Below are 21418 nucleotides of genomic sequence, written 5' to 3' on the forward strand. Positions count from 1 at the left end.
AGTTTGGTTGATAGCGCCGGCCAGACGGCCGGCGTTAAGGTTCCCTGGTGTTGGCTAAAGCCTTAGAAACCAAGTGATTGTGCGTTGTCTTTGGTGACTTCGAGGATCTTGTTAAAGCGGATCACTTTCTTCTCCGTGTCGATATCGGCTTTCCCTAAACCATCGATACTCAGGTCGGCGTTAACTTCTTTGCCCTGCAACAGCTGATCGGCAACCGTTACCAGCGCGTAGCCCGCGTCTTTTGGATCCCACAGCAGCGCTTTTTTGATATCACCGCGCATCAGGTAAGGTGCAGCCTGTGCTGGCATTGCAATCCCGACAACGGCGATTTTATCTTTGGCGCGTTTTTTCTGCACAGCCTGACCCGCCCCGATTGGACCCAGCGAGCCGAAACCGATAATGCCTTTCATCTGCGGATAAGTTTTCATGAGGTCCAGCGTTGTGGCGTAGGATTTATCGATGCTTTCCGCAACCGGCAGACGTGAAGTGACCTCAAACATTTCCGGATATTTTTCTTTCTGGTACTTAATTGCATAATCCGCCCACGCGTTATGCAGCGGCACCGTCAGTGAACCGACATAGATGGCGTAACCCCCTTTGCCGCCCATGTTTTTTGCTAACTCATCGACGTTGGCCTGTGCGTATTTTTCACTATCGATGGTTTCGATATCCCATTGGCCAATTTGCTCATCCGGGGATTCGTGCGTCAGAACGACAATGCCTTTATCGCGCGCTTTTTTCAGTACTGGCTCAAGGACCTTGGCATCATTCGGTACCACGATGATGGCGTTGACGTTTTTGGCGATCAGATCCTCAATCACTTTGACCTGCTGTGCCGGATCCGGCGTGGAAGGCCCGGTCTGGTAAGCATTCACATCCAGTTTTTTTGCTGCTTCATTAACACCGGTTTCCATCCGGTTAAACCACGGAATCCCGGTGACTTTGGCAACCACAGCAATTTCATATTTTTCCGCCGCAAAGGACGTGCCGGACAACATGCATGCAGAAACCAGGGTTGCACTGAGTAATGCGAGTTTGAATTTCATAGTTGTACCTTTCGTAGGGGGCAGGACATGTCACGGCGTGAAGTTAACAACGAATGGAAGAGGGAATGAATTACAAGTTTGGTGAATGTGATCTATGCCCATTATTGTAATTTTATGGAAAATAAATGGTTAAATATTGGTTAAATTTGAACGGAAATACACTCAGGAATTTAAATTCAGTGTTAACAAAGCATTAAAATGAAACCATAAATTAACAAATTGTTATCATTTTACTTAAGTTGTGGCGACGAAAAGGTATTTGGGAGGATGTTGCTGAAGAAGAAATTGTTGAAATTGAGAACTGAATCGATACCGGAAAAGGAGGCTCAACATTTTTTCGTTCAATGGTATCCTCAGCACACTTTCGCCAAACACAGCATCATTATTTGTGGCGGTGTAGATTTTTCTCGTGGAGAACTCATGCAAGGCGTTAAACGTATCATTATGACGTTGTTTCTCGCGATCCTGTCCTTTGGCGCAGGTGCGCATCCCCACAGCTTTATCCATTTGAAAACCGAGATAGTGAGCGAGAATGACCAGTTCGTCGCGCTAAAAATGCGCTGGACGATGGATGAAATCACCTCGGCAGATCTGCTTTACGATGCGGGAAATGCCAAACCTGGTGATGAGATCTGGAAAAAACTGGCGGCAGAAGTGATGGCCAACGTCCTCGGGCAGCACTATTTCACCGAAGTGTGGCACGACGGGAAAAAGGTAAAGTTTAAAAACAGGCCGACGGAATATGGCATGGAGCGTGAAGAACATCAGGCAGTGCTGACGTTCGTGTTGCCGCTGGCGGAAGCTCAGCCGCTGAGCGGTCAAAAATATACCATTTCAACCTTCGACCCCACCTACTACGTTGATATGAGCTATGACAAAGACAGCGATGCCAGGCTGGCGCAGGCCATAAGTCAGCAATGCCGTATTTCAGTACATACGCCGACGCCGAATGAACAAATGCTGAGCTTTGCGCAGTCGCTGGATAAAGAAGACGCACCGCCGGAGGATATGGAATTGGGTAAACAGTTTGCACAGACGGTGACGCTGCAATGTCCGTAGTTTATCAACAACGCGCCGCCAGACGCCGCTGGCTGACACTATGGCCGCTGGCGGTGTTTTTACTGTTGGCTGCAGTCGGCATACTGTGGCTATGGCAGGCCTGGCCGCAGGTGATGATGAAGAGTGTCGTCTGGCAGCGCGACGTTAACCAGCAGATGAGCGGTTTGCTGAAAGCCGTTGCCGCCAATCCGGCCCAGGCCGGGGGATCGCTGCTGCTGTTTAGTTTTCTCTATGGCGTGCTGCATGCGTTGGGACCAGGACATGGAAAAGTCGTCATTACCACCTGGCTGGCAACGCATCCCTCGAAGCTGAGATCGAGTATTGGCCTGACGCTGGCCTCATCTTTATTACAGGGACTGGTCGCCATCGGGCTGGTGGTTGTGGTGCTCACCATTTTGCAGTTGCCTGCACGACGGCTACATATGAGTAGTTTCTGGCTGGAGAAAGGGAGTTATGCGCTGGTTGGCGTGTTGGGCGTTTTATTGTGCGTCCGTGCGCTGAAGAAATTGCGCCAGTTACTGCGTCGCCCGAAATTTATCGCCTTCACGCCGCACCATGTGCATCACGAGGGATGTGGCTGTGGGCATCAGCATTTGCCTGATCCTGAACAGCTGCAAAGCGGTGATGACTGGCGCGCCCGGCTGATGATCGTTTTGTCTATGGGAATGCGGCCATGCTCCGGGGCAATTATGGTTTTACTGTTTAGCAAAGTGGTTGGCGTTTTTAGCTGGGGCATGGCGTCGGCGCTGGCGATGGCGGCAGGAACCTCTTTGACCATTACGTCACTGGCTTTGCTGGTACACAGTTTCCGCTCGCTGGCGGTGAGACTTAGCGGACATAAAGCGCCGGTGCTGTGGCGACAGATTGGCTGGACGACGCTGGCATTAGCCGGTGGTGCGGTGCTGATTGCTGCTGCGGTAGTGATGTGGGGGAGCGCGGTGCCGATGGGGCGAGGGATTAGACCGTTTTAATCAAAGCCGGATGGCGCTACGCCTTGTCCGGCCTGTATCAACACGTAAGCCCGGTAAGCATGACACCACCGGGCTGTACTGAATTAACGCTTCAGCGCGTCGCTCAGTTCGTCACGCATGTTAGCCAGCATGGCTTTCACTACGCGCGGATTACCTGCAACGATGTTGCCAGTCGCCATGTAGTTATGACCGCCGGTGAAGTCGCAAACCAGTGCGCCTGCTTCACGAGCAATCAGCTCACCTGCGGCGAAATCCCATGGTTTCAGACCGATTTCGAAGTAACCGTCAACGCGTGCAGCGGCAACGTAAGCCAGATCCAGCGCAGCAGAACCTGTGCGGCGGAAGTCAGCGCACTCGGTAAACATCTTGCCAAGAATTTTCATGTAAGACGTGGCGTGCTGTTTCGCTTTGAACGGGAAACCGGTGGCGATGATGGTGCCGTCCAGATCGCGTGCAGTGCTGCCACGCAGACGGTAGCCGTTCAGCTGTGCGCCCTGGCCGCGGGTTGCGGTGAACAGTTCGTTACGCATTGGATCGTAAACAACGGCGACTTCAGTACGGCCTTTAATGCGTACTGCGATGGAAACCGCGAAGTGCGGCAGACGTTTTACGAAGTTGGTAGTGCCATCCAGTGGATCGATAACCCATTGAACATCCTGATCTTCACCAACATGCTCACCGCTTTCTTCGGTGATGATGGTGTGCTGTGGGTAAGATTTGCGAATTGTTTCGATAATAATCGCTTCGGCGGCTTTATCGACGTTAGTCACAAAATCATTGCTGCCTTTCTGGCTGGTTTCTACAGAGTCTGGCGTTTCGTAGTGTTTGGCAATTACATTACCCGCCTTGCGCGCTGCGCGCACGGCGATGGTCAGCATCGGATGCATCGGTCTCTCTCACTGGATGTTAAAGAACGGGAAAACGGCGCAGAGTATAGCAGCGAGTTCGGAATATGTCTTCGTTTTATGATAATATGCCCGAATAATCTTTAGCCGAAGAAATACAATGCTGCAAAATATTCGAATCGTGCTGGTGGAAACCTCTCACACTGGCAACATGGGCTCTGTGGCCCGCGCAATGAAAACCATGGGTTTAACTAATCTGTGGCTGGTAAATCCACTGGTTAAACCGGACTCCCAGGCCATCGCCCTGGCGGCTGGTGCCAGCGATGTGATCGGCAGCGCGCAGATCGTCGATACTCTCGATGAAGCGCTGGCGGGTTGCAGCCTGGTGGTGGGTACCAGCGCGCGCTCCCGTACGCTGCCGTGGCCGATGCTGGATCCGCGTGAATGCGGTTTAAAAAGCGTCTCTGAAGCAACGAACTCGCCGGTGGCGCTGGTGTTTGGACGTGAACGCGTTGGCCTGACCAACGAAGAGCTGCAGAAGTGTCATTATCACGTCGCCATTGCCGCGAACCCGGAATACAGCTCGCTCAACCTGGCGATGGCGGTGCAGGTCATCTCTTATGAAGTTCGCATGGCCTGGCTGGCAACGCAGGAAAGCGACAAGACTGCAGAATACGAAGAAGCTGAGTATCCGCTGGTCGATGATTTAGAGCGTTTTTACGGTCATCTGGAACAAACGCTGCTGTCGACCGGGTTTATCCGCGAAGGACATCCGGGGCAGGTAATGAACAAGCTGCGCCGTCTGTTCACTCGTGCGCGTCCTGAGAGCCAGGAGCTGAACATTTTGCGCGGAATTTTAGCTTCTATAGAGCAGCAGAATAAAGGCAAGTAAGCGTCTTGATGCCGGATGGCTGCACGATTTCCAGGCCGGATTAGCGAAGCGCCATCCGGTAAATGAAAATGGCACTGAAGGTTAAATACCTGACTAAATTAGTCAAGTAAATAGTTGACTGATTTAGTCGGGAATGTCAGACTTGCCCCTGCTATGCAATACCCCCATTTTACAATAAAAAACCCCGGGCAGGGGCGAGTTTGAGGCTAAGTAAGACATGAGACTGACATCAAAAGGGCGTTATGCCGTGACCGCAATGTTGGACGTTGCGCTCAACTCCGAAACGGGCCCGGTACCGTTGGCTGATATTTCTGAACGTCAGGGAATTTCCCTGTCATATCTGGAGCAGCTGTTTTCCCGTTTGCGTAAAAACGGTCTGGTTTCCAGCGTACGTGGACCAGGCGGCGGGTATCTGCTGGGTAAAGATGCCGGCAGCATCGCAGTAGGTGAAGTGATTAGCGCTGTTGACGAGTCTGTAGACGCGACCCGTTGCCAGGGCAAAGGCGGTTGTCAGGGCGGCGATAAATGCCTGACCCACGCGCTGTGGCGCGATCTGAGCGATCGTCTGACCGGTTTCCTCAACAACATTACGTTGGGCGAACTGGTGAATAATCAGGAAGTCCTGGATGTGTCTGGTCGCCAGCACACACATGACGCTCCACGCAGCACCCGCACGCAAGACGCTATCGACGTCAAACTGCGTGCCTAATAAAAATTACGCAATATCTTCTGGTTGCATCAAGGCAGCCAGAAAGATGAAGCGTAAAAAGTATTTCAGAATCAGGCCGGGGTGCCAGACGCCCCGTTAACTCGGTCGTACATCCAGCCGGTTGCCTGATTCCTTGCATTGAAGCGATGTACGGAGTTTATAGAGCAATGAAATTACCGATCTATCTCGACTACTCCGCAACCACGCCGGTGGACCCGCGTGTTGCCGAGAAAATGATGCAGTGTCTGACCCTGGACGGAAACTTTGGTAACCCAGCTTCCCGTTCACACCGTTTCGGCTGGCAGGCTGAAGAGGCGGTAGATATCGCCCGTAACCAGATTGCCGACCTCGTGGGCGCTGACCCGCGTGAAATCGTCTTTACTTCCGGTGCGACTGAATCCGATAACCTGGCGATTAAAGGTGCAGCCAACTTTTATCAGAAAAAAGGCAAGCACATCATCACCAGCAAAACCGAACACAAAGCCGTGCTGGACACCTGCCGTCAGCTGGAGCGCGAAGGGTTTGAAGTGACCTACCTCGCCCCGCAGCGTAATGGCATTATCGACCTGAAAGAACTTGAAGCGGCAATGCGTGACGACACCATTCTGGTCTCCATCATGCACGTTAACAACGAAATCGGCGTGGTACAGGATATCGCAACCATCGGCGAAATGTGCCGTGCCCGCGGTATCATCTATCACGTTGATGCGACTCAGAGCGTGGGCAAACTGCCTATCGATCTGAGCCAACTGAAAGTTGACCTGATGTCCTTCTCCGGCCACAAAATCTATGGTCCGAAAGGTATCGGCGCGCTGTACGTTCGTCGTAAACCGCGTATTCGTATTGAAGCGCAGATGCACGGCGGCGGTCACGAGCGCGGTATGCGTTCCGGTACGCTGCCTGTGCACCAAATCGTTGGGATGGGTGAAGCTTACCGTATCGCCAAAGAAGAGATGGAAACCGAGATGGCGCGCCTGCGCACTCTGCGTAACCGTCTGTGGAACGGCGTGAAAGATATGGAAGAGGTGTACCTCAATGGTGACCTCGAGCAGGGCGCGCCGAACATTCTCAACGTTAGCTTCAACTTTGTTGAAGGCGAGTCGCTGATTATGGCGCTGAAAGACCTGGCTGTATCCTCCGGTTCTGCATGTACCTCTGCAAGCCTGGAGCCATCCTACGTGCTGCGCGCGCTGGGGATGACCGACGAGCTGGCACATAGCTCAATTCGTTTCTCTTTAGGTCGTTTCACTACCGAAGAAGAGATTGACTACGCCATCAATCTGGTTCGCAACTCCATTGGCCGCCTGCGCGACCTTTCCCCGCTGTGGGAAATGTTCAAACAGGGCGTGGATTTGAACAGTATTGAATGGTCACATCACTAATCGGTACCGATAAGGAGAATTCATCATGGCTTATAGCGAAAAAGTAATCGATCATTACGAGAATCCACGTAACGTGGGCTCTTTTGACAACAGCGACGAGAACGTGGGCAGCGGCATGGTGGGTGCACCGGCCTGTGGCGACGTGATGAAGTTGCAGATCAAAGTCAACAATGAGGGTATCATTGAAGACGCGCGTTTCAAGACTTACGGCTGCGGTTCCGCTATTGCCTCCAGTTCTCTGGTTACCGAATGGGTAAAAGGGAAATCTCTGGACGAAGCACAGGCGATCAAAAATACCGATATCGCCGACGAGCTTGAACTGCCACCGGTGAAAATTCACTGCTCTATTCTGGCTGAAGACGCGATTAAAGCCGCGATTGCGGATTACAAAAGCAAACGTGAAGCAAAATAATTAAGAGTTGAGGTTTTATTATGTCGATTACCTTAAGCGACAGTGCAGCAGCGCGTGTAAATACCTTCCTGGCAAACCGCGGTAAAGGGTTTGGTCTGCGTCTGGGCGTGAGAACCTCCGGCTGCTCAGGTATGGCTTATGTACTGGAATTTGTTGACGAGCCGGCGGCTGAAGATACCGTGTTTGAAGACAAAGGCGTAAAAGTCGTGATCGACGGTAAGAGCCTGCAATTCCTCGACGGTACGCAGTTAGACTTCGTCAAAGAAGGTCTGAACGAAGGGTTTAAGTTCACTAACCCGAACGTGAAAGACGAATGTGGATGCGGCGAAAGCTTCCACGTGTAACGCGCTTACTGATAACCCCACCGTGGTCGCCTGCGCGTGGGGTTTGTTTTACCTGACTCTCTGATTTTGCCTCATCGAACAACAGAGAATCGATGCCCTGAGAATGTTATGGACTACTTCACCCTCTTTGGCTTACCGGCCCGTTATCAGCTCGATACTCAGGCGCTGAGCCTACGTTTTCAGGATCTACAACGTCAGTATCATCCTGATAAATTCGCCAGCGGTTCTCAGGCGGAACAACTTGCTGCGGTTTCGCAGTCCGCCACTATCAACCAGGCCTGGCAAACGCTGCGTCATCCTTTGATGCGCGCCGAATACTTGTTGTCTTTACACGGCTTTGATATCCGCAGCGAGCAGCACACGGTGCGCGATACCGCGTTCCTGATGGAGCAACTTGAGCTGCGCGAAGAGCTGGACGAGATTGAACAGGCAAAAGACAATCAACGGCTGGATGCGTTTATGCAACGCGTCAGCGAAATGTACAACGTTCGCCATCAACTGATGGTGGAACAGCTGGATAGCGAGACGTGGGACGCAGCGGCAGATACCGTGCGTAAGCTGCGTTTTCTCGATAAACTGCGAAGCAGTGCAGAACAACTCGAAGAAAAACTGCTCGATTTTTAATTTCCGGAAGCGAAAATGGCCTTATTACAAATTAGTGAGCCTGGTCTGAGCGCCGCGCCGCACCAGCGTCGTCTGGCGGTCGGTATCGATTTAGGCACCACCAACTCCCTGGTTGCGACCGTACGCAGCGGCCAGGCCGAAACGCTGGCAGATCATGAAGGTCGCCACCTGTTGCCGTCAGTGGTTCACTATCAGCAACAGGGCTACTCGGTCGGTTACGATGCCCGCGCCAATGCAGCGCAGGATACGGCAAACACCGTCAGCTCGGTAAAACGCATGATGGGCCGCTCTCTGGCGGATATCCAGGCGCGTTACCCACATCTGCCTTATTCATTCCAGGCGAGCGAAAACGGCCTGCCGATGATTGAAACCGCTGCCGGTTTGCTTAATCCGGTGCGCGTATCCGCTGACATTCTGAAAGCGCTGGCCGCGCGGGCAACCGAATCGTTGTCCGGCGAACTGGATGGCGTAGTGATCACCGTTCCGGCTTACTTTGACGATGCACAGCGTCAGGGGACGAAAGACGCCGCGCGTCTGGCGGGCCTGCACGTATTGCGTCTGCTGAACGAACCGACCGCTGCGGCGATCGCTTATGGCCTGGATTCCGGTCAGGAAGGCGTGATCGCGGTCTATGACCTTGGCGGCGGTACTTTTGATATTTCTATTCTGCGCCTGAGTCGCGGCGTGTTCGAAGTGTTGGCGACCGGTGGTGATTCCGCGCTCGGCGGCGACGATTTTGACCATCTGCTGGCCGATTACATTCGCGAGCAGGCGGGCGTTGCCGATCGCAGCGATAACCGCGTACAGCGCGAGCTGCTGGATGCCGCGATTGCAGCGAAAATCGCACTCAGCGACGCCGATTCTGTGACGGTTAACGTGGCGGGATGGCAGGGTGAAATCACCCGTGAAACCTTTAATGAACTCATTTCCGCACTGGTTAAACGTACGCTGCTGGCCTGCCGCCGTGCGCTGAAAGATGCGGGCGTTGAGCCGCAGGATGTGCTGGAAGTGGTAATGGTCGGTGGTTCAACGCGCGTGCCGCTGGTACGTGAACGCGTCGGTGAATTCTTTGGCCGTACGCCGCTGACCTCTATCGACCCGGACAAAGTGGTCGCTATCGGTGCGGCAATCCAGGCGGATATTCTGGTCGGGAATAAACCGGACAGCGAAATGCTGCTGCTGGACGTTATCCCGCTGTCTCTGGGACTGGAAACCATGGGCGGTCTGGTGGAGAAAGTGATCCCGCGTAACACCACTATCCCGGTGGCGCGCGCGCAGGACTTCACCACGTTTAAAGATGGCCAAACCGCGATGTCCATTCACGTGATGCAAGGCGAGCGTGAGCTGGTGCAAGACTGTCGTTCACTGGCGCGTTTTGCGCTGCGCGGTATCCCGGCGTTGCCGGCAGGCGGCGCGCATATCCGCGTGACCTTCCAGGTCGATGCTGATGGGCTGCTGAGCGTCACCGCTATGGAGAAATCCACCGGCGTTGAGTCCTCGATTCAGGTCAAACCGTCCTACGGTCTGACCGACAGTGAAATCGCCTCCATGATTCAGGATTCGATGAGTTTTGCCGAGCAGGACGTTAAAGCTCGTATGCTGGCAGAACAGAAAGTCGAAGCGGCACGCGTACTGGAGAGTTTATCCGGTGCGCTGAACGCTGATGCCGCGCTGTTAAGCGCCGCAGAACGTCAGGCTATCGACACCGCCGCCGCGCACTTGGGCGAGGTAGCACAGGGTGACGATGTTGACGCGATAGAACAAGCCATTAAAAACGTAGACAAACAAACCCAGGAATTCGCCGCTCGCCGTATGGACAAATCCGTCCGTAGCGCGCTGAAAGGCCATTCCGTGGACGAGGTTTAATATGCCAAAGATTGTTATTTTGCCTCATCAGGATCTCTGTCCCGATGGCGCAGTTCTGGAAGCTGAGACCGGCGAAACCATTCTCGACGTTGCCCTGCGTAACGGTATCGAGATTGAACACGCCTGTGAAAAATCCTGTGCCTGCACGACCTGCCACTGCATCGTACGTGAAGGTTTTGATTCTTTGCCGGAAAGCACAGAAGAAGAAGACGACATGCTGGATAAAGCCTGGGGACTGGAGCCGGAGAGCCGTTTAAGCTGTCAGGCACGGGTAACCGAGGACGATTTAGTGGTCGAAATCCCACGTTACACAATCAATCATGCACGTGAGCATTAACAGAGGGTAGTATGGGACTGAAGTGGACCGATAGCCGCGAAATCGGCGAGGCGCTGTACGACGCGTTCCCCGATCTCGATCCCAAGACCGTTCGTTTCACCGATCTGCACCAATGGATCTGTGACCTGGAAGAGTTCGATGATGATCCACAGGCATCGAACGAAAAAATCCTTGAGGCCATTTTACTGGTCTGGCTGGACGAAGCCGAATAAGTCAACGGGCTGCCCACGGGTGGCCCGTTTTCCTGTATGCGCGAAATAAGGATAAATAAAATGACAGAAGCCATGAAAATTACGCTTTCCACGCAACCCGCTGACGCTCGCTGGGGTGAAAAGGCGACATACAGCATTAATAATGACGGTATTACCCTGCACCTGAACGGAAAAGATGATCTCAGCCTTATCCAGCGCGCCGCGCGTAAAATTGACGGCCTGGGTATTAAACATGTCCAACTGGATGGTGAAGGCTGGGATACCGAACGTAGCTGGGCGTTCTGGCAGGGTTACAAAGGACCAAAAGGCACCCGCAAAGTTGAGTGGGCCGCTCTGGACGAGGCGCAGCGCAAAGAGCTGGATAACCGTCTGAAGATTATTGACTGGGTGCGCGATACCATTAACGCACCTGCAGAAGAGTTGGGCCCGGAACAGCTGGCGCAACGCGCGGTAGACCTGCTGTGTGGCGTGGCCTGCGACAACGTCTCGTACCGTATCACCAAAGGTGAAGATCTGCGCGAGCAGAACTACATGGGGCTGCATACCGTAGGTCGAGGCTCTGAACGTCCGCCGGTGCTGCTGGCGCTGGATTACAACCCGACTGGCGACAAAGAAGCTCCAGTTTATGCCTGCCTGGTTGGCAAGGGAATTACCTTTGACTCCGGCGGATACAGCATCAAGCAAAGCGCATTTATGGACTCAATGAAGTCCGATATGGGCGGTGCGGCAACGGTCACCGGCGCGCTGGCGTTTGCCATCACCCGTGGCCTGAACAAGCGTGTGAAGCTGTATCTGTGCTGCGCGGATAACCTGATCAGCGGCAACGCCTTTAAGCTTGGCGATATCATTCACTATCGCAACGGTAAAAAAGTTGAAGTGATGAATACCGATGCTGAAGGGCGTCTGGTACTGGCCGATGGCCTGATCGATGCCAGCGCGCAAAAACCTGAATTGATCATTGATGCTGCCACGCTGACCGGCGCGGCAAAAACCGCACTGGGCAACGATTACCACGCGCTGTTTAGCTTTGATGACCAACTGGCCGCGCGTTTGTTGGCAAGTGCGGCGCAAGAAAACGAGCCGTTCTGGCGTTTGCCGTTAGCAGAGTTCCACCGTAGCCAACTGCCGTCAAATTTTGCCGAGCTGAACAATACCGGCAGTGCGGCCTACCCAGCGGGTGCAAGCACCGCGGCGGGCTTCCTGTCCCATTTCGTGGAAAATTACCAGCAAGGCTGGCTGCACATCGATTGCTCTGCAACCTATCGCAAAGCGCCGGTTGAGCAGTGGTCTGCGGGCGCAACCGGTCTGGGTGTGCGCACCATCGCGAATCTGCTGACCGCATAATTCACGACTGTATTGCCGGATGGCGCTACGCTTATCCGGCTTACATGTATTCATCCAATTTGTGATACTTATGTCCGAAACAAAAAATGAATTAGAAACGTTGCTGGAGCAAGCAGCGACAGAGCCTGCGCATCGTCCGGCATTTTTCCGTACATTACTGGAATCCACCGTCTGGGTGCCGGGTACTGCCGCAGAAGGCGAGGCGGTGGTTGAAGACAGCGCCCTCGACCTTCAACACTGGGAAAAAGAAGACGGCACGACCGTGATCCCGTTCTTCACCTCCCTGGAAGCCCTGCAACAGGCGGTTGAAGATGAGCAAGCATTTGTCGTTATGCCGGTGCGTACGCTATTTGAAATGACGCTTGGCGAAACGCTCTTTCTCAACGCTAAACTGCCGACCGGCAAAGAGTTTATGCCGCGCGAAATCAGCCTGCTGATGGGGGAAGAGGGTAATCCGCTAAGCACCCAGGAAGTACTGGAAGGTGGTGAATCGCTGATCCTTTCTGAAGTCGCCGAACCTCCGGCGCAGATGATTGACTCACTGACCACGCTGTTTAAAACCATTAAGCCGGTAAAACGCGCATTTCTCTGCTCAATCAAAGAAAGTGCGGAAGCCCAGCCGAATCTGCTGATTGGTATTGAAGCTGAAGGTGATATTGAAGAGATCATCCATGCTGCGGGTAGCGTCGCGACCGATACGTTGCCGGGTGATGAACCCATTGATATCTGCCAGGTGAAGAAAGGTGAGAAGGGCGTGAGTCACTTTATCACTGAGCACATCGCACCGTTCTACGAACGCCGCTGGGGCGGTTTCCTGCGCGATTTCAAACAGAACCGGATTATCTGAGTGAAGGAAAGCCGCCACGAAGGATAATACCTCGCGCACTGAATAATTTTGCCGCTAACTCAGTTGGCTTTTTCTCCCTCAAAAGGGAGTATTAGTTCGCTACGATGAGCCTGCTTTGCTAAAGCAGCACAGCCTGCTGGAAAGGCCCCGAACCGGACTGGCACAAAAAAACCGCTCATTGAGCGGTTTTTTTGTGGGTGAAAAAGATGAGTAAATGAGAATTTATTGAGTCTCAGCCGGTTCTACCGGTAAATCGTTACGCGCGCCCCATTCGCTCCATGCGCCGTCATACAATGCGACGTTAGAAACGCCCAGCGTGGCAAGCGCCAGCACAACCACCGCCGCCGTGACGCCTGAGCCGCAGCTGGCGATAATGGGGCGGTCAAAGCTTACGCCATGGCTGAAGAAAATAGCATCCAGTTCGTCGGTAGTTTTCAGTTCACCGTCACGAACCAGCTCTGTCCACGGTACGTTAAGCGCACCAGGCACATGGCCACGCTTGAGGCCCGGACGCGGCTCGTCAACTTCGGCATTAAAACGCGCAGCCGGTCGGGCATCGACAATCTGCGCCGTTTTTTCATGACTGGCCAGCAGTACGTCGGTAACGCGCACAACCGCTTCAGGCGTAAATGCCACGTTAAATTCACCTTCCGGTAAATCCTCATTTCCTTCTTTGAGCATTAGCTCATCGCGCTGCCAGCCAGCCAGACCGCCCGCCAGAATGGAGACATTCTCGACACCAAATGTCCGCAGCATCCACCATGCGCGTGGCGCGGAAAACAGGTTGCCATCATCGTAGACAACCAGGTGTTTATCCTGATGAACGCCCAATTCGCGCATCGCTACGGCAAAGGCTTCCGGTCGCGGCATCATATGCGGTAGCGGTGACGTATGGTCGGAAAGCGCTTCAATATCAAAAAAGACTGCGCCAGGAATATGGCCCGCGCGATACTCCTCGCCAACATCGCGATCTTCCTGTCCTGGAGGTGCCATCCGGGCATCAAGAATTTGTATTTCCGGGTCGTCAATGTGTTCGGCAAGCCAGTCGGCAGCGACAAAAAAGGCGGTGGTCATAGGCATCTCCATTTTTACCAGGTATTGGCAAATTGTCGGATGTTTAGTGCAATGCGACAAGTAAAAGAGGCTGATTTGTCAGGCGAATCCACATTAATCACGAAAAATAGGACAACGTAGAACAGTTACTGGCTTCCACAGCCGAAAATCTGACGCATAATAGTTGTTCTACGTAGCTAACGGGCCACTACGGCCAGGGATGAAAAATGAAACATTTACGCGTAGCGGCCTGTATGCTGATGCTGGCACTGGTTGGGTGCGATAATAATAACGAAAAATCACCGACGGCTGCGAAGCCTGATGCGCCTGCACCGCAGACTGCGCCAGCAAAAGATAAGGCCCAATTACAAAAGCTGATTCAGCAAAGCCAGGGTAAGTCGCTGACGCTGCTTGATGCCTCCGAGGTCCAACTCGACGGCGCGGCAACGCTCGTTTTGACCTTTTCCATTCCCCTCGATCCGGAACAAGATTTTTCTCGCGTAGTGCACGTTGTTGATAAAAAAAGCGGCAAAGTGGATGGTGCCTGGGAGCTGGCGCCAAATCTAAAAGAGCTACGCTTACGCCATCTCGAACCTAACCGGGAACTGGTGGTTACCATTGAGCGTGATTTGCTGGCGCTGAATAAAGCGACGTTCGCTATCGATTATGAAAAAAACATTACCACCCGCGACGTCCAGCCAAGCGTAGGGTTCGCTAGTCGCGGCTCGCTGCTGCCGGGAAAAGTGATTGAAGGGTTACCGGTGATGGCCCTTAACGTTAATAGCGTGGATGTGAACTTCTTTCGCGTGAAGCCTGAATCGCTCGGTGCGTTTGTCAGCCAGTGGGAATACCGTAATTCGTTGTCAAACTGGGAGTCAGACAATCTGCTGAAAATGGCGGAGCTGGTTTATACCGGACGCTTTGACCTCAATCCTGAGCGTAACACCCGAGAGAAGCTGCTACTGCCACTGAGCGATATCAAGCCGTTGCAGCAAGCAGGCGTTTACATTGTGGTGATGAATCAGGCCGGACACTATAACTACAGCAATGCTGCTACGCTGTTTACGCTCAGTGACATTGGTGTCTCTGCGCACCGTTACCACAATCAACTGGATGTCTTTACGCAGAGTCTGGAAAACGGCGCTGCGCAGCAGGGTATTGAGGTCACGTTACTCAACGAAAAAGGGCAGACGCTGGCGCAGGCTACCAGTGACGCGCAGGGTCACGTCAAGCTGGAAACCGATAAAGACGCGGCCTTATTGCTGGCCCGTAAAGACGGGCAAACCACGCTGCTGGACCTGAAGCTCCCGGCGTTGGATCTGGCTGAATTTGATATTGCCGGCGCGCCGGGATACAGCAAGCAGTTCTTTATGTTTGGCCCCCGTGACCTCTATCGCCCTGGCGAAACGGTGATCCTCAACGGATTACTGCGAGATAGCGACGGCAAAACGCTGCCTGACCAGCCGGTGAAGCTGGAGGTCGTTAAGCCCGACGGACAGGTGTTACGCTCGGTAGTGAGCCAGCCGGAAAACGGTCTGTATCGCTTTAGCTGGCCGCTGGACAGCAGCGCGCCAACCGGCATGTGGCATATTCGTGCCAATACTGGCGACAACCAGTCGCGGATGTGGGATTTCCACGTCGAAGATTTCATGCCTGAGCGGATGGCGCTCAATCTCACCGCCAATAAGATGCCGGTGGCTCCAACTGATGAAGTGAAGTTCTCGGTGGTGGGCTACTACCTGTATGGCGCGCCCGCCAACGGCAATGCTCTGCAAGGGCAGCTTTTCCTGCGCCCGCTGCGGGAAGCGGTGCAGGCATTACCGGGGTTCCAGTTTGGTAATATTGCCGAAGAAAATCTTTCTCGCAGCCTCGATGAGGTTCAGTTGACGCTGGATGACCACGGTCGCGGCGAAGTGACTACCAACAGCCAATGGCAGGAGACGCATTCTCCGTTACAGGTGATTCTGCAAGCCAGCCTGCTGGAGTCGGGTGGCCGTCCGGTGACGCGTCGGGTTGAACAAGCCATCTGGCCTGCGGATACGCTGCCAGGTATTCGTCCGCAGTTTGCGGCGAGAGCCGTTTATGACTACCGCACCGATACCACCGTCAATCAGCCTGGCGTTGATGAAAACAGCAATGCCGCTTTTGATATTGTGTATGCCGATGCGCAAGGCGAGAAAAAAGCGGTGTCCGGTTTACAGGTGCGTTTGATCCGTGAACGCCGTGATTATTACTGGAACTGGTCTGAAGGCGAGGGCTGGCAATCGCAGTTCGATCAAAAAGATCTGGTTGAGGGTGAGCAGACCCTGGATCTGAAGGCCGATGAGACCGGTAAAGTCAGCTTCCCTGTCGAGTGGGGTGCCTATCGCCTGGAAGTGAAAGCTCCGAATGATGCGGTGAGCAGCGTTCGCTTCTGGGCTGGTTATAGCTGGCAGGATAACAGCGACGGCAGCGGGGCAGTGCGTCCCGATCGCGTGACCCTGAAACTGGATAAACCCGGCTATCGTCCCGGCGATACCATGAAGCTACACATTGCCGCACCCGCTGCAGGCAAAGGTTACGCGATGGTGGAGTCCAGCGAAGGCCCGCTGTGGTGGCAAGAGATAGACGTACCGACGGATGGTCTTGATATCTCCATCCCGGTCGATAAAACCTGGAATCGCCATGACTTGTATCTCAGCGCGCTGGTGGTTCGTCCTGGCGACAAGTCTCGTTCGGCAACGCCAAAACGGGCAGTCGGCTTACTGCATTTGCCGTTAGGCGATGAAAACCGTCGTCTGGCGCTGGAGCTGGAAAGCCCGGCGAAAATGCGTCCAAATCAGCCGTTGACCGTCAAGATTAAAGCCAGCGTTAAAAATGGCGACGTGCCAAAACAGGTTAACGTGCTGGTCTCAGCCGTTGACAGCGGGGTGTTGAACATTACCGATTACGCCACGCCGGATCCGTGGCAGGCGTTTTTCGGGCAAAAACGCTATGGCGCGGATATTTATGATATTTACGGCCAGGTGATCGAAGGGCAAGGACGTCTGGCGGCGCTGCGCTTTGGTGGTGATGGCGATGAGTTAAAACGCGGCGGCAAGCCACCGGTTAATCACGTCAATATCGTGGCGCAACAGGCGCTGCCGGTGACGCTTAACGAGCAGGGCGAAGGTACGGTGACGTTACCAATTGGTGATTTCAACGGCGAGCTGCGGGTAATGGCGCAAGCCTGGACGGCGGATGACTTTGGCAGTAGCGAAAGCAAAGTGATTGTCGCCGCGCCGGTAATTGCTGAACTGAACATGCCGCGCTTTCTGGCGGGGGGCGATACCTCGCGCCTGACGCTGGACGTGACCAATCTGACTGACAAACCGCAAACGCTGATTATTAATCTTGCGGCAAGCGGTCTCCTGGAGCTGATCGGGCAAGATCCCGCGCCGGTGAATCTGGCGCCAGGCGTACGGACTACGCTGTTTATTCCGGTGCGTGCGCGGGAGGGCTTTGGCGATGGCGAAATTCAGGCGCAAATTAGCGGTCTGAATCTACCGGGTGAAACGCTGCCTGTTCAGCATAAACAGTGGAAAATTGGCGTGCGACCGGCGTTCCCGGCGCAAACTGTTAATTACGGCGTCGCACTTCAGCCGGGCGCAACCTGGCAGCTTCCGGGCGAAGAACTGACGAATTTCTCTCCTGTGACGATGCAGGGACAACTGCTGTTCAGCGGTAAGCCACCGCTGAATCTGGCGCGCTATATCCGTGAACTGAAAGCTTACCCTTACGGTTGCCTCGAGCAAACGGCGAGCGGGTTGTTCCCATCCTTATACACCAATGCCGCGCAGTTGAAGGCATTAGGTATCGCGGGCGACAGCGATGAAAAACGCCGTGCGGCAGTAGAGATTGGCATCTCTCGTTTACTGCAAATGCAGCGTGATAACGGCGGTTTTGCGCTGTGGGATAAGAACGGGTCGGAAGAGTACTGGCTGACCGCGTATGTGATGGATTTCCTCGTTCGCGCGAATGAACAGGGCTATAGCGTTCCGGCAGAGGTGATTAACCGGGGTAACGAGCGGCTGCTGCGCTATTTGCAGGATCCGGGCATGATGTCGATTCGCTATACCGACGACGCATCAGCAAGCCGGTTTGCCGTACAGGCCTACGCCGCGCTGGTGCTGGCTCGTCAGCAGAAAGCCCCGCTCGGCGCGCTGCGTGAGATCTGGGAGCGTCGTGCACAGGCGGCTTCCGGTTTACCGCTGATGCAACTGGGGATAGCGCTGAAAAACATGGGCGACGCCAACCGCAGTGAACAAGCGTTGACGCTGGCGCTGAATACGCCACGCCGTGATGCGCAGCAGTGGATGGCGGATTACGGCAGTCAGCTACGTGACAACGCGCTGATGCTGGCATTGTTGGAAGAGAACAAGCTTAAACCTGAAGTGCAGAATACGCTGCTGAACACTTTGTCAGAACAGGCCTTTGGGCAGCGCTGGCTCTCTACTCAGGAAAACAATGCGCTGTTCCTTGCCGCGCGTACGTTACAGGACTTGCCTGGCTCGTGGCAGGCGCAAACGTCACTCTCTGAACAGGCGTTAGCCGGGGAGAAATCACAAACGCGTAATCTGGATGCTGACGCGCTGTCTACGCTGAACGTCACCAATACCGGTAATCTGCCGCTGTGGCTGCGTCTGGATGTGAGTGGTTACCCGCAAACCTCGCCGACGCCTGCCAGCAACGTCCTGCACATCGAGCGTCAGATCCTGGGGCTCGACGGGAACAGCAAAGCGCTGGATTCTCTGCGCAGCGGCGAGCTGGTACTGGTCTGGCTGGAGGTAAAAGCCAGCCAGAATGTACCGGATGCATTGGTGGTTGACTTACTGCCAGCCGGCCTGGAGCTGGAAAACCAGAATCTGGCCAACGGCAGCGCCAGCCTGCAGGACAGCGGCAGCGAGGTAGCGAATTTGCTCAATCAGATGCAGCAGGCGGATATCCAGCACGTTGAGTTCCGTGACGATCGCTTTGTCGCCGCGGTAGCGGTCAACGAAGGACAGCCTGTGACGCTGGTCTATCTGGCGCGGGCGGTAACGCCGGGGACCTATCAGGTTCCTGTGCCGCAAGTGGAGTCAATGTATGTTCCGCAGTGGCGCGCGACCGGTGCGACAGAGGGGCTTTTGATTGTCAGACCGTAAATGATGCGCGGGTTGGGGAAACGCGGCTGCTGGCTCTGGCTGGCAGCCGTTGCGCTATTGCTGGTAGCGGTGGTTTGGGCGGCAGATAAAATCTGGCCGCTGCCGCTTCACGAAGTCGATCCGGCACGTGTCGTGGTGGCTTACGATGGTACGCCGCTATGGCGCTTCGCCGACGCGGACGGTATCTGGCGTTATCCGGTGACTATTGATGAGGTGTCCCCCCGTTACCTTGAGGCGTTAATCAACTACGAAGACCGCTGGTTCTGGAAACATCCCGGCGTCAATCCGTTTTCAGTGCTGCGCGCGGCATGGCAGGACCTCTCCTCAGGTCGCGTCGTTTCAGGCGGCAGTACGCTCACCATGCAGGTCGCACGATTGCTCGATCCCCACCCGCGAACTTTCGGCGGCAAGTTCCGCCAGCTCTGGCGCGCATTGCAGCTGGAATGGCATCTTTCTAAGCGCGACATCCTGACGCTATATCTTAACCGTGCGCCGTTTGGCGGCACGCTGCAGGGCGTGGGGGCGGCGAGCTGGGCCTACCTTGGTAAATCTCCCGCACAGTTGAGTTATTCCGATGCCGCGCTGCTGGCCGTGTTGCCGCAGGCACCGAGCCGTCTGCGCCCGGACCGCTGGCCGGATCGCGCTGAAGCGGCGCGCAATAAAGTGCTTGAGCGCATGGCTACGCAGGGCGTTTGGCCTGCCAGACAGGTGCAGGAGTCACGCGAAGAACCGGTCTGGCTGGCGCCCAGACAAATGCCGCAGCTAGCGCCGTTATTCTCGCGCATGATGCTGGGAAAAAGCCGGAGCGATAAAATCGTGACCACCCTTGACGCCGGATTGCAGCGCCAACTGGAAGAGCTGGCGCAAAACTGGAAGGGCCGCTTACCTGCGCGCAGTTCGCTGGCGATGATTGTGGTCGATCACACTGATATGAGCGTGCGTGGCTGGGTGGGGTCGGTAGATATGAATGACGACTCCCGCTTTGGCCATGTGGATATGGTGAATGCGATCCGCTCGCCGGGCTCGGTGCTGAAGCCGTTTATCTATGGTCTGGCGCTGGATGACGGATTAATTCATCCTGCTTCATTGTTGCAGGATGTGCCGCGTCGAACCGGAGATTATCGACCAGGGAATTTTGACAGTGGTTTTCATGGTCCGGTGAGTATGAGCGAAGCGCTGGTGCGCTCGCTGAATTTACCCGCCGTGCAGGTACTTGAAGCCTATGGCTCGAAGCGTTTTGCCGCATCGTTACGTAACGTTGGCTTACCGTTGTATCTGCCCGCAGGTGCCGCACCGAATCTGTCGCTGATTTTGGGCGGGGCAGGGGCCAGACTGGAAGACATGGCGGCGGCGTACAGTGCGTTTGCCCGTCAGGGAAAAGCGGGGAAACTGCGCCTGCAGCCAGACGATCCACTGCTGGAGCGTCCGTTGATGTCGGTGGGCGCGGCGTGGATTATTCGCCGCATTATGGCCGACGAAGCGCAACCGCTGCCGGATAACGCGCTGAGCAGAGTGGTTCCGCTGGCGTGGAAAACGGGTACCAGTTATGGCTATCGCGATGCGTGGGCGATTGGCGTTAACGCCCGTTATGTGATGGGTATCTGGACTGGCAGACCCGACGGTACGCCGGTGGTGGGCCAGTTTGGTTTTGCCAGCGCCGTGCCGCTGCTCAATCAGGTCAACAATCTTTTGCTCTCTCGCGGGACAAATCAGCCGGAGGATCCGCGCCCTGAATCCGTTAGCCGCGGCGTAGTGTGCTGGCCGGGTGGGCAGTCACTTGCGCCCGGAGACAGTAACTGTCGACGCCGTCTGGCAACCTGGCTGCTGGACGGCAGCCAGCCGCCCACGTTGTTATTGCCCGAACAGGAGGGCGTGAGTGGCATTCGTTTCCCCGTCTGGCTGGATGATGAAGGCAAACGTGTGGCGGCGGATTGCCCGCAGGCGCGCGAACAAACGTTAATCGTCTGGCCTTTACCGCTGGAGCCATGGCTGCCGGAGTCAGAGCGCCGTGGGGCGAGATTACCACCGGTTTCTGCCACGTGTCCGCCGCTGGGGCAGGATGCTTCGCTGCCGTTGCAGTTGACAGGGGTTCGTGATGGCGCGATTGTGAAGCGTTTACCCGGCTCTGCGCTGGCCTCATTGCCGGTACAAACCAGCGGTGGGACTGGCGATCGCTGGTGGTTTCTTAACGGTGAACGGCTGGATGAACGCGGACGCCGTCTTACGCTACGGCTGGCGACCAAAGGGGATTATCAACTGCTGGTGATGGATGACGCCGGACAGGTGGCGACGGTGAGATTTTCGTTGCAGTAG

18 protein-coding genes are annotated in these 21418 nt (G+C 54.9%); 15 read left to right on the forward strand and 3 right to left on the reverse strand.

Going from position 1 to position 21418, the window contains the following annotated elements; genetic code table 11:
- Positions 1-62: 62 nt before the first annotated feature.
- Positions 63-1046, reverse strand: coding sequence for an autoinducer 2 ABC transporter substrate-binding protein (locus BZK42_RS21060; protein WP_003037665.1), 984 nt, complete (start codon positions 1044-1046; stop codon positions 63-65).
- 420 nt (positions 1047-1466) lie between these two features.
- Between BZK42_RS21060 and BZK42_RS21065 the strand changes: the two genes are divergently transcribed.
- Together BZK42_RS21065 and BZK42_RS21070 are read left to right on the forward strand one after the other, a co-directional pair.
- On the forward strand, positions 1467-2105 hold the full coding sequence (locus tag BZK42_RS21065) for a DUF1007 family protein (protein ID WP_016157142.1): 639 nt from the start codon (positions 1467-1469) through the stop codon (positions 2103-2105).
- Complete coding sequence (locus BZK42_RS21070) at positions 2096-3076, forward strand: nickel/cobalt transporter (protein ID WP_047358243.1); 981 nt, start codon at positions 2096-2098, stop codon at positions 3074-3076. The genes BZK42_RS21065 and BZK42_RS21070 overlap by 10 nt, the downstream gene beginning before the upstream one ends.
- Before the next feature lie 83 nt (positions 3077-3159).
- Here BZK42_RS21070 and suhB read toward each other — a convergent pair whose 3' ends face one another.
- Entirely contained in the window at positions 3160-3963 is an 804-nt protein-coding gene (suhB, locus tag BZK42_RS21075; protein WP_016157140.1) for an inositol-1-monophosphatase, read from the reverse strand.
- Positions 3964-4081: 118 nt separating this feature from the next.
- Here suhB and trmJ point away from each other — a divergent pair, with 118 nt between their 5' ends.
- The 11 genes from trmJ to sseB all read left to right on the forward strand — a co-directional run bounded on the left by trmJ (position 4082) and on the right by sseB (position 12890).
- Complete coding sequence (trmJ, locus tag BZK42_RS21080; RefSeq protein ID WP_016157139.1) at positions 4082-4813, forward strand: tRNA (cytosine(32)/uridine(32)-2'-O)-methyltransferase TrmJ; 732 nt, start codon at positions 4082-4084, stop codon at positions 4811-4813.
- 217 nt (positions 4814-5030) lie between these two features.
- A complete protein-coding gene (gene iscR, locus BZK42_RS21085; protein WP_005120405.1) occupies positions 5031-5522 on the forward strand; it encodes a Fe-S cluster assembly transcriptional regulator IscR in 492 nt (163 codons plus the stop codon).
- A 167-nt stretch (positions 5523-5689) separates the two neighbouring features.
- Positions 5690-6904 (forward strand): cysteine desulfurase, encoded by a 1215-nt coding sequence (gene iscS, locus BZK42_RS21090; protein WP_016154009.1) that lies wholly within the window; start codon positions 5690-5692, stop codon positions 6902-6904.
- 25 nt (positions 6905-6929) lie between these two features.
- Complete coding sequence (gene iscU / locus BZK42_RS21095) at positions 6930-7316, forward strand: Fe-S cluster assembly scaffold IscU (RefSeq protein ID WP_002913991.1); 387 nt, start codon at positions 6930-6932, stop codon at positions 7314-7316.
- Positions 7317-7336: 20 nt separating this feature from the next.
- Positions 7337-7660, forward strand: coding sequence for an iron-sulfur cluster assembly protein IscA (gene iscA / locus BZK42_RS21100; protein ID WP_003835203.1), 324 nt, complete (start codon positions 7337-7339; stop codon positions 7658-7660).
- Positions 7661-7768: 108 nt separating this feature from the next.
- Complete coding sequence (gene hscB, locus BZK42_RS21105; protein ID WP_016154008.1) at positions 7769-8284, forward strand: co-chaperone HscB; 516 nt, start codon at positions 7769-7771, stop codon at positions 8282-8284.
- A gap of 15 nt (positions 8285-8299) precedes the next feature.
- Positions 8300-10150, forward strand: a complete 1851-nt coding sequence (hscA, locus tag BZK42_RS21110) for a Fe-S protein assembly chaperone HscA (protein ID WP_080860036.1) — start codon at positions 8300-8302, stop codon at positions 10148-10150.
- A 1-nt stretch (position 10151) separates the two neighbouring features.
- The gene (gene fdx / locus BZK42_RS21115) at positions 10152-10487 is read left to right on the forward strand and encodes an ISC system 2Fe-2S type ferredoxin (protein WP_003037690.1); all 336 of its coding nucleotides are present in this window, start codon (positions 10152-10154) and stop codon (positions 10485-10487) included.
- 11 nt (positions 10488-10498) lie between these two features.
- Entirely contained in the window at positions 10499-10699 is a 201-nt protein-coding gene (gene iscX, locus BZK42_RS21120) for a Fe-S cluster assembly protein IscX (RefSeq protein ID WP_003037694.1), read from the forward strand.
- 60 nt (positions 10700-10759) lie between these two features.
- Complete coding sequence (gene pepB / locus BZK42_RS21125; protein ID WP_016157137.1) at positions 10760-12043, forward strand: aminopeptidase PepB; 1284 nt, start codon at positions 10760-10762, stop codon at positions 12041-12043.
- Positions 12044-12113: 70 nt separating this feature from the next.
- Positions 12114-12890, forward strand: a complete 777-nt coding sequence (gene sseB / locus BZK42_RS21130) for an enhanced serine sensitivity protein SseB (protein WP_016157136.1) — start codon at positions 12114-12116, stop codon at positions 12888-12890.
- A 222-nt stretch (positions 12891-13112) separates the two neighbouring features.
- On the opposite strand, the gene sseA is transcribed toward sseB, so the two are convergent.
- Positions 13113-13964: a 3-mercaptopyruvate sulfurtransferase gene (sseA, locus tag BZK42_RS21135; RefSeq protein WP_016154005.1), complete on the reverse strand. Its 852-nt coding sequence runs from the start codon at positions 13962-13964 to the stop codon at positions 13113-13115.
- A 206-nt stretch (positions 13965-14170) separates the two neighbouring features.
- Between sseA and BZK42_RS21140 the strand changes: the two genes are divergently transcribed.
- Positions 14171-19105, forward strand: coding sequence for an alpha-2-macroglobulin family protein (locus tag BZK42_RS21140; protein WP_080860037.1), 4935 nt, complete (start codon positions 14171-14173; stop codon positions 19103-19105).
- Entirely contained in the window at positions 19106-21418 is a 2313-nt protein-coding gene (gene pbpC, locus BZK42_RS21145) for a peptidoglycan glycosyltransferase PbpC (RefSeq protein WP_080860038.1), read from the forward strand.

Origin of the sequence: Citrobacter braakii, from assembly GCF_002075345.1 — a bacterium.
In the GTDB taxonomy this organism is placed as follows: Bacteria; Pseudomonadota; Gammaproteobacteria; order Enterobacterales; family Enterobacteriaceae; genus Citrobacter; species Citrobacter braakii.